Origin of the sequence: Zhongshania marina (assembly GCF_002915595.1) — a bacterium.
GTDB lineage: Bacteria > Pseudomonadota > Gammaproteobacteria > Pseudomonadales > Spongiibacteraceae > Spongiibacter > Spongiibacter marinus_B.
Genome location: NZ_PQGG01000031.1, coordinates 231060 through 246672, shown reverse-complemented (window position 1 = coordinate 246672; position 15613 = coordinate 231060). Strand labels below are relative to the sequence as shown.

General features: G+C 50.2%; 11 protein-coding genes. 7 read left to right on the top strand and 4 right to left on the bottom strand.

Annotated elements, in window-relative coordinates; genetic code table 11:
- Positions 1 to 28: 28 nt before the first annotated feature.
- The 5 genes from ubiD to hemW all read left to right on the top strand — a co-directional run bounded on the left by ubiD (position 29) and on the right by hemW (position 7815).
- The gene (ubiD, locus tag C0068_RS14220; protein ID WP_103685141.1) at positions 29 to 1492 is read left to right on the top strand and encodes a 4-hydroxy-3-polyprenylbenzoate decarboxylase; all 1464 of its coding nucleotides are present in this window, start codon (positions 29 to 31) and stop codon (positions 1490 to 1492) included.
- 1161 nt (positions 1493 to 2653) lie between these two features.
- Positions 2654 to 4753: a TonB-dependent receptor gene (locus C0068_RS14215; RefSeq protein ID WP_103685140.1), complete on the top strand. Its 2100-nt coding sequence runs from the start codon at positions 2654 to 2656 to the stop codon at positions 4751 to 4753.
- 18 nt (positions 4754 to 4771) lie between these two features.
- Positions 4772 to 5905: a PepSY-associated TM helix domain-containing protein gene (locus C0068_RS14210; RefSeq protein WP_103685139.1), complete on the top strand. Its 1134-nt coding sequence runs from the start codon at positions 4772 to 4774 to the stop codon at positions 5903 to 5905.
- Positions 5906 to 6078: 173 nt separating this feature from the next.
- Entirely contained in the window at positions 6079 to 6540 is a 462-nt protein-coding gene (locus C0068_RS19675) for a septal ring lytic transglycosylase RlpA family protein (protein WP_233208824.1), read from the top strand.
- 126 nt (positions 6541 to 6666) lie between these two features.
- Positions 6667 to 7815, top strand: a complete 1149-nt coding sequence (hemW, locus tag C0068_RS14200) for a radical SAM family heme chaperone HemW (protein WP_103685138.1) — start codon at positions 6667 to 6669, stop codon at positions 7813 to 7815.
- 9 nt (positions 7816 to 7824) lie between these two features.
- Here hemW and C0068_RS14195 read toward each other — a convergent pair whose 3' ends face one another.
- Positions 7825 to 8613: an SDR family NAD(P)-dependent oxidoreductase gene (locus C0068_RS14195; RefSeq protein WP_103685137.1), complete on the bottom strand. Its 789-nt coding sequence runs from the start codon at positions 8611 to 8613 to the stop codon at positions 7825 to 7827.
- Positions 8614 to 8748: 135 nt separating this feature from the next.
- Between C0068_RS14195 and C0068_RS14190 the strand changes: the two genes are divergently transcribed.
- Positions 8749 to 9228, top strand: a complete 480-nt coding sequence (locus C0068_RS14190) for an NUDIX domain-containing protein (RefSeq protein ID WP_103685136.1) — start codon at positions 8749 to 8751, stop codon at positions 9226 to 9228.
- Positions 9229 to 9287: 59 nt separating this feature from the next.
- Here the strand turns inward: C0068_RS14190 and C0068_RS14185 are convergent, their stop codons facing one another.
- A complete protein-coding gene (locus C0068_RS14185) occupies positions 9288 to 10403 on the bottom strand; it encodes a mechanosensitive ion channel domain-containing protein (RefSeq protein ID WP_103685135.1) in 1116 nt (371 codons plus the stop codon).
- 227 nt (positions 10404 to 10630) lie between these two features.
- Between C0068_RS14185 and ilvD the strand changes: the two genes are divergently transcribed.
- Positions 10631 to 12472 (top strand): dihydroxy-acid dehydratase, encoded by a 1842-nt coding sequence (gene ilvD, locus C0068_RS14180; protein WP_103685134.1) that lies wholly within the window; start codon positions 10631 to 10633, stop codon positions 12470 to 12472.
- Between the two features lie 203 nt (positions 12473 to 12675).
- On the opposite strand, the gene C0068_RS14175 is transcribed toward ilvD, so the two are convergent.
- A complete protein-coding gene (locus C0068_RS14175; RefSeq protein WP_103685133.1) occupies positions 12676 to 12975 on the bottom strand; it encodes a putative signal transducing protein in 300 nt (99 codons plus the stop codon).
- 15 nt (positions 12976 to 12990) lie between these two features.
- Entirely contained in the window at positions 12991 to 15432 is a 2442-nt protein-coding gene (locus tag C0068_RS14170) for an acyl-CoA dehydrogenase (RefSeq protein ID WP_103685132.1), read from the bottom strand.
- Between the last annotated feature and the right edge of the window lie 181 nt (positions 15433 to 15613).

The window sequence follows — 15613 nt, the reverse complement described above, 5'->3', positions numbered from 1 at the left end:
TCCGACTCCCGACGTCAGACCCTCTTTTATGTATAAAGACCTCAGAGAATTCATCCGGCACTTAGAAAAACTAGGCGAGCTAAAACGTATTAGCCACCCAGTTGATCCCAATCTGGAAATGACCGAGATCTGCGACCGTGTTTTGCGCGCGGGCGGCCCCGCCCTGTTATTTGAAAACCCTATTGGCTACGACATTCCGGTTTTGGCGAATTTATTCGGTACCGAAAAGCGTGTCGCTATGGGTATGGGCAAAGACGACATAAAAGCGCTGCACGATGTCGGTGAACTGCTCGCATTTCTACGCCAACCCGATCCACCTAAAGGCCTGCGCGACGCGTGGAGCAAATTGCCAGTATTCAAACAAGTCTTGAATATGGGGCCTAAAATGGTGAACAACGCGCCCTGCCAGGAGTGCGTTATTCAAGGCGACGCGGTAGATTTAAACACATTGCCCATTCAAACCTGCTGGCCCGACGACGCCGCGCCGCTCATCACCTGGCCGCTGGTTATTACTCGCGGACCCAATAAAGAACGGCAAAACCTCGGCATTTACCGCATGCAATTAATCGGCAAAAACAAGCTGATTATGCGCTGGCTGTCCCATCGTGGTGGTGCACTAGACTTCCAAGAATTTAAAGCCAACAATCCCGGCGAGAAATTTCCCGTATCCGTTGCGCTTGGCGCAGACCCTGCTACTACCCTCGGCGCGGTAACGCCAGTTCCTGATTCTCTAAGCGAATACGCCTTCGCCGGTCTATTGCGAGGCAGCAAAACCGAACTCACCACCAGCCTTAGCAATGATCTACAAGTACCCGCCAGTGCCGAATTTATTTTAGAAGGCTATATCGACCCAGAAGAAATGGCTGACGAAGGCCCCTACGGCGATCACACCGGTTACTACAATGAAGTAGATAGCTTTCCGGTTTTCACCGTCACCCACATCAGCCATCGCAAAAAGCCCATTTATCACAGCACCTATACCGGCCGGCCGCCGGATGAACCCGCTGTATTAGGCGTAGCGCTGAACGAAGTTTTGGTGCCATTACTGCAAAGACAATTTCCGGAAATTGTAGATTTTTATCTACCACCGGAAGGTTGTTCCTACCGCATGGCGGTCGTCACCATTAAGAAGCAATATCCCGGTCACGCCAAGCGTGTCATGTTTGGCGTGTGGTCGTTTCTGCGTCAGTTTATGTACACCAAGTTTGTTATTGTGTGCGACGACGACGTCAACGCCCGCGACTGGAACGACGTCATCTGGGCCATCACCACCCGCATGGACCCAGCCCGCGACACCGTTCTAGTTGAAAACACCCCCATCGACTACCTAGACTTCGCCTCACCGGTTTCAGGCCTCGGCTCCAAAATGGGAATGGACGCCACTAATAAAATGGGCGGTGAAACCACCCGTGAATGGGGTAGACCCATAGTGAAGGATCCTGCTGTTATTCAGAAAATAGATGATATCTGGAACGAGTTGGGGCTGGGCTAAGCTCGGCGTTTAGCCTTCGCCTCATAGCCCCGCATTCATTTTCCGTGGAATGGCTTGTGAAGTTATTTCTAGCGAATTACGACTTAGACAAGTCCGCGTGGCCGCCGCATTGCTCGGCTATTTGAGCCGACATGAGTTTATGCGCTAGATCAACTAGCGTGAATCCATAAATGATGGGGTTATGCAGAAAATAGTTACGAAGTTAATTCTTTGATTTTAAAAGTAGAATAATAAATTCATACTTGAAAACCTTCCCGTATAGCGGTGTCACAGCTATCTGTGAGTTATTATTTCGCCCTCGCCGAGCGACTTACTTCTTTTTATGAAAAAAGAAGTAAGCAAGAAATTCGCCCGCTATCACTCACCCTACGGGTACCCTGCGCTTACAAAAATCCAATGGGATCGCTGCGGAACTCGCCTTCGGCTCAGACAGTCCTCGCTAAAAGCATCCCATTGAATTTCTGCAATGCTCGGTGAGTTCAAAAGCGGGGTTAAATACCATGTCGGATGTCTAACGACTGACGCTTAAAAGCATTCACTACCGCTCACCTGAAGCCCCAATCCGAGTAGAGCATGACAAATAAAAATTTTCATCTTACGGATGAGATAGTTTTTAGCAAAGGCTACCAGCGACCACCAGCCCTTCAGCACCGCTGAGCACTGCAGCAAGTAACGGGTTAAGCGGGAAACTGTTTGAGCCGAAGGCGAGTTTTTCCCGCGCCGTTACTTGCGAAGCGCGGAAGGGATCGATGGCGCTTTTCGCCATCGACGGTGATGCAGGGTGCCTTTTTTCTTTGCTTACTTTCTTTTTGGGCATGCAAAAAGAAAGTAAGTCGTCCAGAAGGACGAAAAAATTGCTATCAGTTAAACACCAAAATTGAGTAATGCCTTTGGCATTAGAAGTTAAAAAAATACCAAGCTTGAAAATTATTATCGCGGCGTGCTGCGAATCCTTGTTTCACCCTCGCTGGGCGACTTAGTTATTCGGCACTACGTGCCTCAACCCAGCGCTCACATATCCCTGCTTCGTGAATATGACGAAATCCACAAGAAGCGCCGTAGTGCTCATAAGCCCCCAATATTGATAATGATTCTCATAAGCCATACAATTCACGACTTTCAAAATACCCACAACGCGGCAACGCCGTGCATGAGGCTTCTATGAGCAATTTCAAGCAATCATTATCTTTGACGACACTGGCGCTAATCGCCGCTAGCGGCAGCGCTACCGCCAAAGAGTTCACCGAGGAAATGGTTGTTACTGCCAGCCGCTCAGAGCGCCCACTCAGCACTATTGCCAATACCGTCACGGTTATTAACGAACAAGAGCTAATCAAGCAAATGGGCGTTACCAGTGACATGTCTACCATCCTTGGTAATCTGATTCCCAGCTTTGCACCAAGCCGCCAAAAAATGACCAATTCCGGCGAAAGTCTGCGCGGCCGTAAGCCTTTATATCTAGTCGACGGCGTACCACAATCCAATCCTTTGCGGGACGGCGGTCGCGATGCTCACACCATCGACCCGCTAATGCTTGAACGAGTTGAAGTTATACACGGCGCCAATGCGATTCACGGCTTGGGGGCGTCGGGCGGGATTATCAATCTGATCACCAAGCGCCCCAGCGACACCACAGAGCAAAGCATTCGCATAGAGTCCTTCTTCCAAGAAGAAGATTTCGGTGAAAGCTTGGGCTACGGTGTAAATTACAGCGCATCAGGTAGCTGGGATAATTTTGATGGTTTGGCAAGTATTGGTTACCGTGAGAGCGGCATAGGCTATGACGCCAATGGCGACATCATCGGTTTTGATAATGCGCAGGGCGACACGCTAGACTCTGAGATGGCCAATGTCTTTTTAAAGCTGGGTTACAACTGGGCCGAGCAGCGTCTTGAGATGACTGTGAATCACTACGATATTTCAGGAAACAATGATTGGGTTGGGGTCGACGGCGACATCGATGCCGGCGTGCCTACCACCGCAGAAAAAGGCAATGTGCAGGGCGACCCAGTTAGCAATGAAGTCACGCTATTTAGCTTTAGCTATAGCAACGAAGAATTTTTTGGCCACAAGCTCCGCGCCCACGCCTTCACCCAAGAGTTTGCCGCAACCTATGGCGGCAGCACTGCAGCTACTTTTCAGGACCCTGCGCTTGGCGCGTCGGTATTTGATCAATCGCAAAATAACTCCGAAAAACAAGGCATTAAAATTACCTTGATCAAAGATGAGGTCGCTGGCCTGCCCGTGAACTTAGTTTATGGTATAGATATTTTCACTGACACTACTTATCAAAAATTAATTACCACTGGCCGCTACTGGGTGCCAAAAACCGAATACGAAAATTACGCGCCCTACTTACAAGTAGAATATGTCGGCGTCCAAGACCTCACACTCACCGCCGGTGTTCGCCAAGAAAACTCAGAATTAGCAGTCGGCGATTTCACCACCCTAGCGTCGTATAACGGCGGCCAATTTGTAAAGGGCGGCAAACCTGAATTTGACGACACCCTATTCAATGTCGGCGCCACCTACAAAATCACCGATAATTGGCGTTTATTTGGTAATGCCTCCGAGGGCTTTTCAATGGCCGATGTCGGCCGAGTGCTGCGGGGAATAAACACAGCAAATCAAAGTGTCGAAACATTCCTAGACCTAGAACCTATCATTACTGACAACACAGAAATTGGCGCGGAATACACCAATCGCAACTTTCAAGTGCAACTAAGCTATTACCAGTCAGATTCAGATTTTGGGCAGCGCTTAGAAGCCAACGCCGATGGAATTTATACTGTTAAGCGTGAAAAAACAGAAATCAGCGGCATTGAATTCCGAAGCACTTGGTTTGCCAGTGAGGTAGACACCTTAAACCTTCGCGTTGCTCGACAAGAGGGTGAATACGATTCAGACGCCGACGGTAAAGTAGACACCGATATGGCGGGCGCCAATATCGGCCCCAACAGAATCAATCTGAGCTGGGATCGTGAATGGACCGACAAACTCAACTCTCGCCTGCAACTTAGCCATGTTCAAGACCGCAATTTTAAAAATAGCAGCGGCCAGACGACAACTAAATTCAAAGGCTATACCACCATAGACACCAATATCGATTACGCCGCCAGCTTTGGCACAATCAGCCTAGGCGTGCAAAACCTTAGCAACGAAGACTATTTCACTTACTATTCGCAAACCACAGGTTCAGATGCTCGCAACTTTAAAGGTATAGGACGCAATGTTAGCGTGTCCTTTGCAAAACAATTTTAATTGTCGCCAGCGTCGCTAATGCGCAGAGTCCTGCTAAAGCTGCATAAGTACGCAGGCCTAACATTTGGCCTGCTGCTCAGCCTTATTGGTATTAGCGGCAGCTTGCTCGTTTTCGATCACGCTATTGATGAAACACTAACACCTGCTCTACGCAGTGATCCAAACGCAAAACTTGCCAGCTTCGATGCGGTCATTGCTGCAGCGAAGGCCGCCGCCCCCAGCGATGCCACCATCAACCGACTTTATATATCCCGCGCACCGGGCAGTCCTCACACGGCAAGATTTCCCAACGCAGCGGGCGATGGCAAAACCGTAGAGGTTAGCATCTCGCCAGATACTGCGGAGGCAGTCGCGGTGCGTGTTTGGGGCGAGTACCCCATGACTTGGCTCTACAGTTTTCACCACGATCTTACCGCTGGCCAAACGGGTAAATACATTGTGGGAGCCATGGGTATTGCACTACTTTTCTTTAGCCTTAGCGGGATTGTTATTTGGTGGCCCCGCCGCGGGCAATGGCGCAATGCCTTGCGTGTAAACCGTCATCAAGGACCAATCCGACTAAACTACGACCTTCACAAATTCATTGGCATCGTATTCTCAATATTACTTGGCATGTCTGCATTTACCGGTATCAGTCTAATTTTTCACGGCCCAATGAAAGCGGCAGTGAATTTTATTAGCCCCGTAATCGAATTGCCGTCGCCCGAATCTACTTTCAAAAATACCGCCGAATCACCAGTAATTAGTGCGGATACCGCTGTCAAAAACGCGAAGTCTGTTTTCCCCGATGCGGTATTAAAAAGAATATATCTACCCACCAGTGCCACCGCCAGCTACCAATTGCTCTTTGCCCAAGCTGGCGAGGCTTGGACAAATTATGGCGCCAGCAAAGTTTGGGTCGATCAATATAGTGGCGAAATACTAGCAAGCTGGAACCCATTAACCGCACCCAGCGGCAATAGCTTTCTGATTTGGCAATTCCCCCTCCACAGCGGCGACGCTTTAGGTCTTGGCGGACGCTGGCTGTTAGTATTCTCAGGTCTTAGCCCCGCTATCCTATTTGGCAGCGGCTTCTATCTTTGGTGGAAAAAGCGCCAACGCCGAATCAATAATCAACGCCGCAATGCGGAAAAAAATTTGGGGTCAGTGTAATAACTCAGTATTATTACAGCGCAACATCCGCACACCGTCTACACTACAAGGCTGAGCACCCCAGATTCCTAGTTTTTACACTGACCCCAAATATACCTACATCGGAACTATTTCTCATTGCCGAGATCGATTAGAGCGCGTGTATTCACACTAAATGCCTTTTGGGGGTGTTCTTGTCAAAAATATTAACTTTCCGCTTTCGCCGGCGCGCCGCGAATAGCTGCATCGCTTTAATTACCATCGCCATACTGTTCTCGCTGACAGGCTGTTCGTCTGTGCAACAGATAAATGAAAACACGATTGAAGAAGCGCCGGCCCCAGTCACCGCAGAGGCCCCCGTTGAAATCATGGAGTCTGGACTAGCCTCCTTCTACGATGATAAATACCACAATCGAAAGACCGCCAGCGGTGAGCGCTATCGACACGATCTATACACAGCCGCCCACAGAACCCTAGCCTTTGGCAGTCGTGTTAAAGTAAGGAATAAGAAAACCGGTGCTAGTGTGGTGGTTACAATCAATGACCGTGGACCATTTATTCGGGGCCGTGTAATCGACCTATCTAAGGCGGCCTTTGCTGCAATTGGCGATATCTCTTCCGGTTTGATCAAGGTTGATATCGAACTCATTGAATAGGTAGATATTTAGGGTCAGTGTAAAAACTCTTCACCTAGGCGCAGCGAAAACGTCAACTTATAGAATACCTTGAGCTCCTATGCGTCCTATAATCCATAGTTTTTACACTGACCCCAAATTTTGCTTATGACTGACTCCACCCAGCTGCCCTTATCGCTTTACGTCCATATTCCTTGGTGCGTGCGAAAATGCCCTTACTGCGACTTTAATTCCCATGAGCAGAAGAGCGAATTACCTGAGCAAGCTTATATCGCGGCGATGCTAGAGGATCTCGATCAGGATGTGGGGTTTATTCAAAACCGAGAATTACAAAGTATTTTTATCGGCGGCGGCACACCAAGTTTATTTTCTCCGAGCGCCTACCAAACATTGTTTGCCGAATTGCGTAAGCGACTTAAATTCGCTGACGATATAGAGATTACCTTAGAAGCCAACCCCGGCACTGTTGAGCAAGCTCGCTTTAACGCATATCGGCAGGTGGGTATAAACCGGCTTTCTATTGGTGTGCAGAGTTTTGATCCCGCGCAGCTTAAAAAGCTCGGTAGAATACACAATAGTGACGACGCCTTGCGCGCCATCGCCTGTGCGCAAAATGCAGGCTTCGATAATTTTAATGTTGATCTAATGCATGGGCTAAACGATCAAAGCAAAGAAGATGCATTACGTGATTTAGAGATTGCCATAGATGCAGGCGCGCCTCATATAAGCTGGTATCAACTCACCATAGAACCCAATACCGAATTTTTTAAACGCCCGCCAACTCTGCCCATAGAAACCGAAATGCACCGTATTCAAAGTGCGGGCTTTGAAACCCTCAGCGCCGCCAATTTTTCGCGCTATGAGGTATCCGCTTTTGCCAAGCCCAATCATCAATCGCGGCATAATCTTAATTACTGGCAATTCGGCGACTACCTCGCTATTGGCGCAGGTGCTCACGGCAAAATTACCCAAGCCGACGGCGGGATTATTCGCTACCAAAAAACCCGCAAGCCAGAGGATTATTTAAGCCGTGCACCATCGCGTACGAGTAAATCTGAAGACATTACCCTTAGCGATTTACCCTTAGAATTTTTAATGAATGCACTGCGCCTACGGCAGGGATTTTCCAGCGCACTATTTGAAGCCCGCACGGGGCTGGCATGGTCAAGTATTGCGCCGCGCATAGAAGATTTAATCAGCGATGGGCTGCTACAAAAACAGCAAGCAGCCTACTCACCCACCGAGCGCGGCTACGACATGCTAGACAGCGTGTTGGCAGAGTTTTTACCCGACTAAATCTTCACCTTAGACATAGCAAACAGCACCGCCGTCGATGCGAATATTTTGACCATTTATAAATCCAGCTAGGTCACTGCATATAAACGCGACCAAATCTGCCACTTCCTGCCGCTCGGCTATACGCCCGCTAGGATTGGGGTATTCCGTTTCGACGATTTTTTTCACTATCTCATTCCAGTCATCGCCCCACCCTTTTTTCTCAGCGCGACGACGAAAACTCGCCTCTAGCTCTGCGGTTCGAATATATCCAGGCGAGATAGTATTCACAGTAATGCCGGAGTGAGAAAGCTCCTTCGCTAAACTCACACTCATGGTCGCCAAGGCCCCTTTAGAGGCGTAGTAATGGGGCATAATATTATTGGGTTGATGACTGCCAATAGTGCCAAGTTGCACAATACGCCCCCAAGCCCGTGCCTTCATGGCCGGTGCCACACCTTGAATTAAACGCGCCGCAGACAACACATTTTTCTGATACATATCCAGCCAGTCATCGCTAGCGCTCGTGCCCCACTTACCTGCCGTTGCGGTGCCATAATTGTTTACCAAAATATCGACATCGCCCACCGCATTTTTAGTTTGTGCAAGAACCTGTTCACAACCTGCGTCAGTCGCAATATCACCCCACACCGCGTGTGCGGACTCTGTGCTGGCAGCTAGCTCCACCGCTGCGCCCTCTTCATTGCTATGAAAAACGACAATAGCGCCCTCCCTCGCCAGAGTCTTGGCGATAAGTTCACCGGTACCGCGATGACTTCCCGTCACCAAGGCCGTCTTATTTTGCAGTTTCAAATCCATAGCAAGACACTCGTTCTACTTGTTATATAAATTAGCTTCGTTGTAAACATGGTCGCACACCGGCTATCTGTGGCAAAATCCCAAGATTAGCTATTTTACGCAACCATCACGCAATAATAACCACGAGGCCCAACCATGAATTTTTGTCCGCAATGCGCCAGCCCAATCGCCGAAATATTAATAGATGGCGAAATTCGCAAAGGCTGCCCAGACACTGCCTGCGGATTTGTACTTTGGAATAACCCTGTGCCAGTGGTTGCCATGATTGTTGAGGTCGAGGACGGCGTAGTAATGGCCCACAACGTAAGCTGGCCAAAAAGCTTCTATTCCATTATTACTGGCTTTTTAGAAGCCGGCGAAGACCCTGAAGAATGTGCACGCCGAGAAACAATGGAAGAACTCAATCTCCACGCACTTGAAACCACTTTGGTTGGCGTTTACCCCTTTGCCCAACAAAATCAAGTCATCATTGCCTACCATGTAAAAGCGGCGGGCGAAGTAAAACTCAATCACGAATTAGACGACTATAAAATTGTTCCCCCCGAAGAAATTAAACCTTGGCCAATGGGCACTGGGCTGGCACTAACAGATTGGATTAAAACAAAATTAGGCTAATCAAATGGCTTCGCCAAGTGGCCGCCATATAGCCACTTGGCAAAATATATGGGCGGAATTTATTTTTCTTGATCCGTCTCTTCTGCCTCATCATCCTTGCCATGACGATCTCTAGCCGCCTCTTCTTTGGCATTTTCTCTGGCTTGTTCAAGCTCTTCCGTTAAGGCACTTAACTCTTCTTTTATAGCATCGCGGTCTATATCCTCAGCGCCCTCTTCAGGCTCAAGTTTTAATTTTTCTTTTAATTTCTTAATCTTGCCTTCGAGATTCTCTACCGCACTGGCGACTTCAGCCTTGCTGAACAAAATCTCTTCGGCATGTCCGTTTTTATCCTCTTCCGCCCGCATTATTTTTTTACGTTCGGGGATAAACTTCTGCTCCGGCGGCAAAGGTCGCTGATTCATAAACGACGGCGACACAATCTCAATTCCGGCATCATGCAGTGCATCTAACATCTTGCCCCGTAAACGCGAGCGCGCACTCACTAATAGCCCCGCCTCCTTTAACCAACCGCTGGCGCGGTAATTAACCGAGAAATCACCCAAATTGCGAATTTGCACAAAGCCGTCACCCAACTCCGCCCCCTCAATCGCTTTAAGTAGCGCGGTTTCAATATCGCGGCGATCGACGTCATAGCCCAAGGACACCTCCGCCGACACCACCGTGCCGGATGACCGCACCACGTTATAAGGCTCTTGCACTAACAGTAAATTGGGAACCGTCACCAGCTCGCTAGTTTCATTTTGAAACTCGACATGTAATAAGCCACGCTGCGACACGCGGCCCAACTCATTGCGAAACTCAATATAGTCACCGGCACGAAAACTATTTACCGTGCGCAGCATAAAGCCCGCCATTAAATTACCCATTACCGAAGTAGACGACAGTGCAATCGCCGCACTGAGTAATAAGCCAACCAAGCTCAATAATTGGCCGCGCAGCTCGCTGTCCATCGGGAAAGTGGTGATACCCAGCAATAATCCGCTGAGTCGAAATGCCAGTTTAGTGCCCTGTTCCCGGTAGCGAATATCGGTGCCGTGGTCTTTTTGGACGGCGAAAATTTTTCGGGTGAACATCCAAACACCGAATAAAATCACCATGAGTACCGCAAACGGCCCCCATTCACCTAACCAGTCCGGTGCGACGCTATTCACCGCGCCCAAGGCTTCATCCATTATTAAACTCCACAGCTAATCTGGCTTTATGTAATGCCTGCGATCACTCGCAGAATTGACCCCTGTTCAAACAAGGTAGATCATTTACTTACTATACGCAGATTAGCGCATTAGCGACGTAAATTCCCCGCGTTTTACATCATGCGGGCCTACCGCACGCTGTGTTAAACTGGCGCACTTTACACCATAGCAAGACTAGGCTTGGCGACTGCCTACGAGGATTATTTATGCCTGTTTATCGTTCTAAAACCACCACTGCTGGCCGTAATATGGCGGGCGCCCGCGCTCTGTGGCGCGCCACAGGCATGAAAGACGGTGACTTTGAAAAGCCGATTGTGGCGGTGGTTAACTCCTTTACCCAATTCGTTCCCGGCCACGTCCACCTTAAAGACATGGGCCAATTAGTCGCCCGCGAAATCGAAGAAGCCGGCGGCGTCGCCAAAGAATTCAATACCATTGCGGTCGACGACGGTATCGCCATGGGCCACGACGGTATGCTTTACAGCCTGCCGAGCCGCGACATCATCGCCGACTCTGTGGAATACATGGTCAACGCCCACTGCGCCGACGCGATGGTGTGTATCTCTAACTGCGACAAAATCACCCCAGGTATGTTGATGGCGGCGCTCCGCCTTAATATCCCCGTGGTATTTGTATCTGGCGGGCCAATGGAGGCCGGTAAAACCAAGCTGTCTGAGCACAAGCTCGACTTAGTAGATGCGATGGTAATCGCCGTAGACGACGCCGCATCAGACGAAAAAGTCGCAGAATACGAGCGCTCTGCCTGCCCAACCTGTGGTTCTTGTTCAGGCATGTTCACCGCCAACTCCATGAACTGCCTAACCGAAGCCCTCGGCCTGTCACTGCCAGGCAACGGCTCGATGTTAGCGACCCACGCTGACCGCAAAAAGCTGTTCTTAGAAGCGGGTCGCCGCATAGTTGAGCTCGCCAAACGCTACTACGAAGAAGACGACGCCAGCGTGCTGCCACGGAATATCGCCTCGTATAGCGCCTTTAAAAACGCAATGGCTCTGGATATCGCGATGGGCGGGTCAACCAATACCATTTTGCATTTATTGGCCGCCGCCCAAGAAGCGGAGCTAAATTTTACCCTGAAAGATATCGACAAGCTGTCTCGTGAAATACCCCAGCTGTGCAAAGTAGCCCCGAACACGCCGCTCTACCATATGGAAGACGTGCATCGCGCCGGTGGTGTTTTTGCCATTCTCGGCGAACTCGATCGCGCCGGCTTGCTTGAAACCGACATCCCTACAGTACATGCCAGCACGATGGGCGCAGCAGTTGCCCAGTGGGACATCATGAACACCGATAACGACGCGGTGAAGAATTTCTTCAAAGCTGGCCCCGCCGGTATTCCAACCCAAACGGCCTTTAGCCAAGACACCCGTTGGGGCTCACTCGACGCCGATCGCGAAAATGGCTGTATCCGCAATATAGAGCACGCCTTTTCTTTGGAAGGTGGCCTTGCGGTTCTCTACGGCAATATCGCGGAAGACGGCTGCGTGGTAAAAACCTCCGGCGTAGACGAGAGCATTCTGGTGTTTGAAGGCCCAGCGTATATTTGCGAGAGTCAAGAAGGCGCAGTAGACGATATTCTCAACGACCGCGTTAAGGCTGGCGACGTCGTTATTGTACGTTACGAAGGCCCCAAAGGTGGCCCGGGCATGCAAGAGATGCTTTACCCAACCAGCTATATCAAATCCAAAGGCTTGGGCAAAGCCTGTGCGCTGCTCACTGATGGCCGCTTCTCTGGCGGCACATCAGGTTTATCTATTGGCCACGCCTCGCCAGAAGCTGCTGCCGGTGGCGCAATTGGTTTGGTAGAGCAGGGCGACATTATCCGCATCGATATCCCCAACCGCAGTATTAATGTACTGGTTGACGAGGGCGAACTGAATAAACGCCGTAAAGTGATGGATGCCAAGGGCGCCGACGGCTGGAAGCCGGAGAAAGAACGTCCGCGGAAAGTATCTGCGGCTCTAAAAGCCTATGCCAAAATGGTTACCAGTGCCGACACCGGCGCGGTGCGAGATATAAGCCAGCTCTAATCGACTGGTTTAGACACAAAAAAGGGGCCGCAAGGCCCCTTCAACTTTGGCATAGTCTTCACGCAACAGAAGACGGTACCTGTCCCAACAATCTTTTTGCGCTCTAAACAAAAAGATCTGTAGTAACAATATAGTCCAATCTCAGCTTTGCGTAGATAGGCAATTACCCTTAATGTTTATAATGGTATTTGGGTCTCAAAAACTCAAGGTGACGGCTCGCCACACTGCCAGCAAAAATCGAAACTGCTGGGGTTTTCCTCCACACAGCTTGCACAAATCCAAGCTTGCTCAGGCTGCTGACTCAGCGCTGACAATACGGCGCTTGCCCGCGCCACATCCCGCTTTGCAATCCATAACTCTGGCCATACTTCAGTGAACGCCAAGCTGCCAGAGGCGCCACTTGCGTAGGTATTGCGAAGTTCGCCAAGTATGCCTTCAGCCGCAAGCAGATTTTGTACATTCACAACCAACATTAAATTCTGATCGGTAAATATTTTTTCCACCCACCACTCCGTTCGCTATGGCCGGACTGGACGTACATCGACGTCGTGTAAATTGGCGTCAAAGGCATCTGTGAGTAAGCAGTCATAACGGCGCTCATCGTATTCCGCAATACGCGCAGCAAAGGCTTCGCTCACCAAGCCTTTGCTGACCGCGGAGTTTAGTTTTTCTGCAAAGTCTTCACCGTCCAAACGACCGCGCTGATCATTTTCTAGAAACACATCGTATTCGCTTTCGATCTCTGTCAATAAATCGAAGGCGCGGTGAATACGCCCCTGCGCGTCTTGATCATCGTCGCTGATGTGCACCGCCGCCGCTAATTGCGCCCGCACTGGATTGGGGGTCATGATCATGTCGCCCAAGCTTCGAATTTCATTGTCCGACACATCGAAGTTCGGTACGCCCCAGGGAAAGAAAACCACTTTTAATACACAGCCCATCCAGCGCTGGGGCATATTTTGGTAAAAACCCAGCAAGGCCTTATTTATCGCCGCAAAGCTGCGTTTTAATGCAAATTCGGCGTGGGCGGTGTTGGCCTCGCTCGCGGTTTGCGAGTCGTGATATTTGAGGATGGCGCAGGCGATCACGAGCTGGCTATGAACATCGCCCAAGCGCGCCGACAGCAATTCACGGCGCTTTAGATCACCGCCCAGTAATAGCAAGGCAAAGTCTGCTGTTGCTGCAAATACCGCACTGTATCTATCAATACGAGGATACCAGCGCTCGGCAAGCGCACTGTTTCCGCAGTCTGGTTTGGATAATTTACCGGCGCTTAATCCCGCGATGAATCCGCGACTAAACACCCCAGCCGTATGGGCTAAATGCGCGCTCAGCAATTTATCAAAGCGCGCAATGGCACCGTCGGTTTCGTCGCTAAGTGCCTCTAGCTCGTCGGCCAAATACGGGTGGCAGCGCATGGCACCCTGCCCAAAAATAATCATAGAGCGGGTGAGAATATTGGCACCCTCTACCGTAATCGCGATGGGAATAGTCTGGTATACCAGCGCCATAAAGTTTCGCGGCCCCATTTGAATAGCCCGCCCGCCTAGAATATCCATGCTGTGATTTATCAGACCGCGCATGGTTTCCGTCGCGTGGTATTTCGCCATCGCGGTTAACACCGACGGCGCCCCATCGGCGAGTGCACGAGTTACTAAAGCGCGATAGGCTTCAAGCATATAGGCGCCGGCTGCTATATCAGCACTGGCCTCCTGCACCCCTTCAAACTTACCAACGGGAATACCAAACTGACGGCGAATCCGCGCGAAAGCACCCACCATCAAATAACTCATCTCGCCGCCGGCGGTAGACAGAGCAGGTAGTGAAATACCACGGCCCGCGCCCAAGCACTCCACCAGCATCATCCAGCCTTGGCCTATATATTCCTGCCCGCCAATCAACATCGACATGGGAATGAATACATCTACCCCGGTAATCGGGCCATTCATAAATGCCGAGCCAGGATAGTGACGGCGACCAATTTCCACCCCCGCCAAATCCGCTGGCACAAGTGCACAGCTAATGCCGCGCTCAACTTCATCGCCAATTAAGCCATCTGGATCGCTCAATCTAAATGCCAAACCAACCACCGTGGCAATCGGCGCAAGGGTAATCCAACGTTTTGAAAAATTGAGCTTTACGCCCAAGACTTTCTCGCCTTTATATTCTTGTTCGCAGACAACGCCGGTATCTGGGATAGCGCCAGCATCTGAGCCCGCCTCCGGACTGGTCAAACCAAAACACGGTATTTCTTCGCCCTTAGCCAAGCGCGCAAGCCAAAAATCCTTTTGCTCTGCGGTGCCGTATTTCATCAGCAATTCGCCGGGGCCCAAGGAGTTGGGCACCATGACGCTCACCGCCGCAACCGTTGAACGACTCGCAATTTTACTGACCACACGGCTTTGTGCGTAGGGAGTAAATTCAAGGCCGCCGTATTCGCGGGGAATGATTAGGCCTAGAAAGCCCTTTTCCTTGATAAACTGCCAAACAGGGGGCGAGAGATCTTTGTCGTGGTGATGAATTTGCCATTCGTCGAGCATTCCGCACAGCTCGGCGGTTTCATTGTCGAGAAAAGCTTGCTCGGCATCACTGAGGCTAGACAACTGAATTCGCTCAAACTTAGCCCAGTCCGGCTGCCCCGAAAACACATCCTTTTCCCACCAAGTTGTGCCCGCGTCTAAGGCTTCGCGCTCGGTGCTGCTCATCGCTGGCATCATCTTTTTCAGCGCATTTCTTGCCGGTGCGCTAACAAACTTAATACGCAGACTATCGACAAGAATCACCGCCAATACCGCCAGCACCACTAGCAGCGCGAGGGGGTGAACAAAAAATTCGCTACAGGTTCCGGCTAGTAACCACGCAGCAACAAACACCGCACAGCCGCTACGACGAGACAAATGAAAATAAAAGATAAACGCGGTGACAATAATTATTGCAAGAAATGCTAGTAGGCCAATCATAGTACCCTCTCTGAGCTGTTGTCGTTTGCGAGGCAAACACTAGATCAGTGAATGTGGCTCATCATGCTACGCCCTAGCTGCGACGATTGCATTACCGTATCTAAGTAGCCAAGCAAAATACTTAAGGAGCCTCTGCACAACCGGTTGATACCTCAGGCTTTGACTTAAAGCGCTCAGCAAG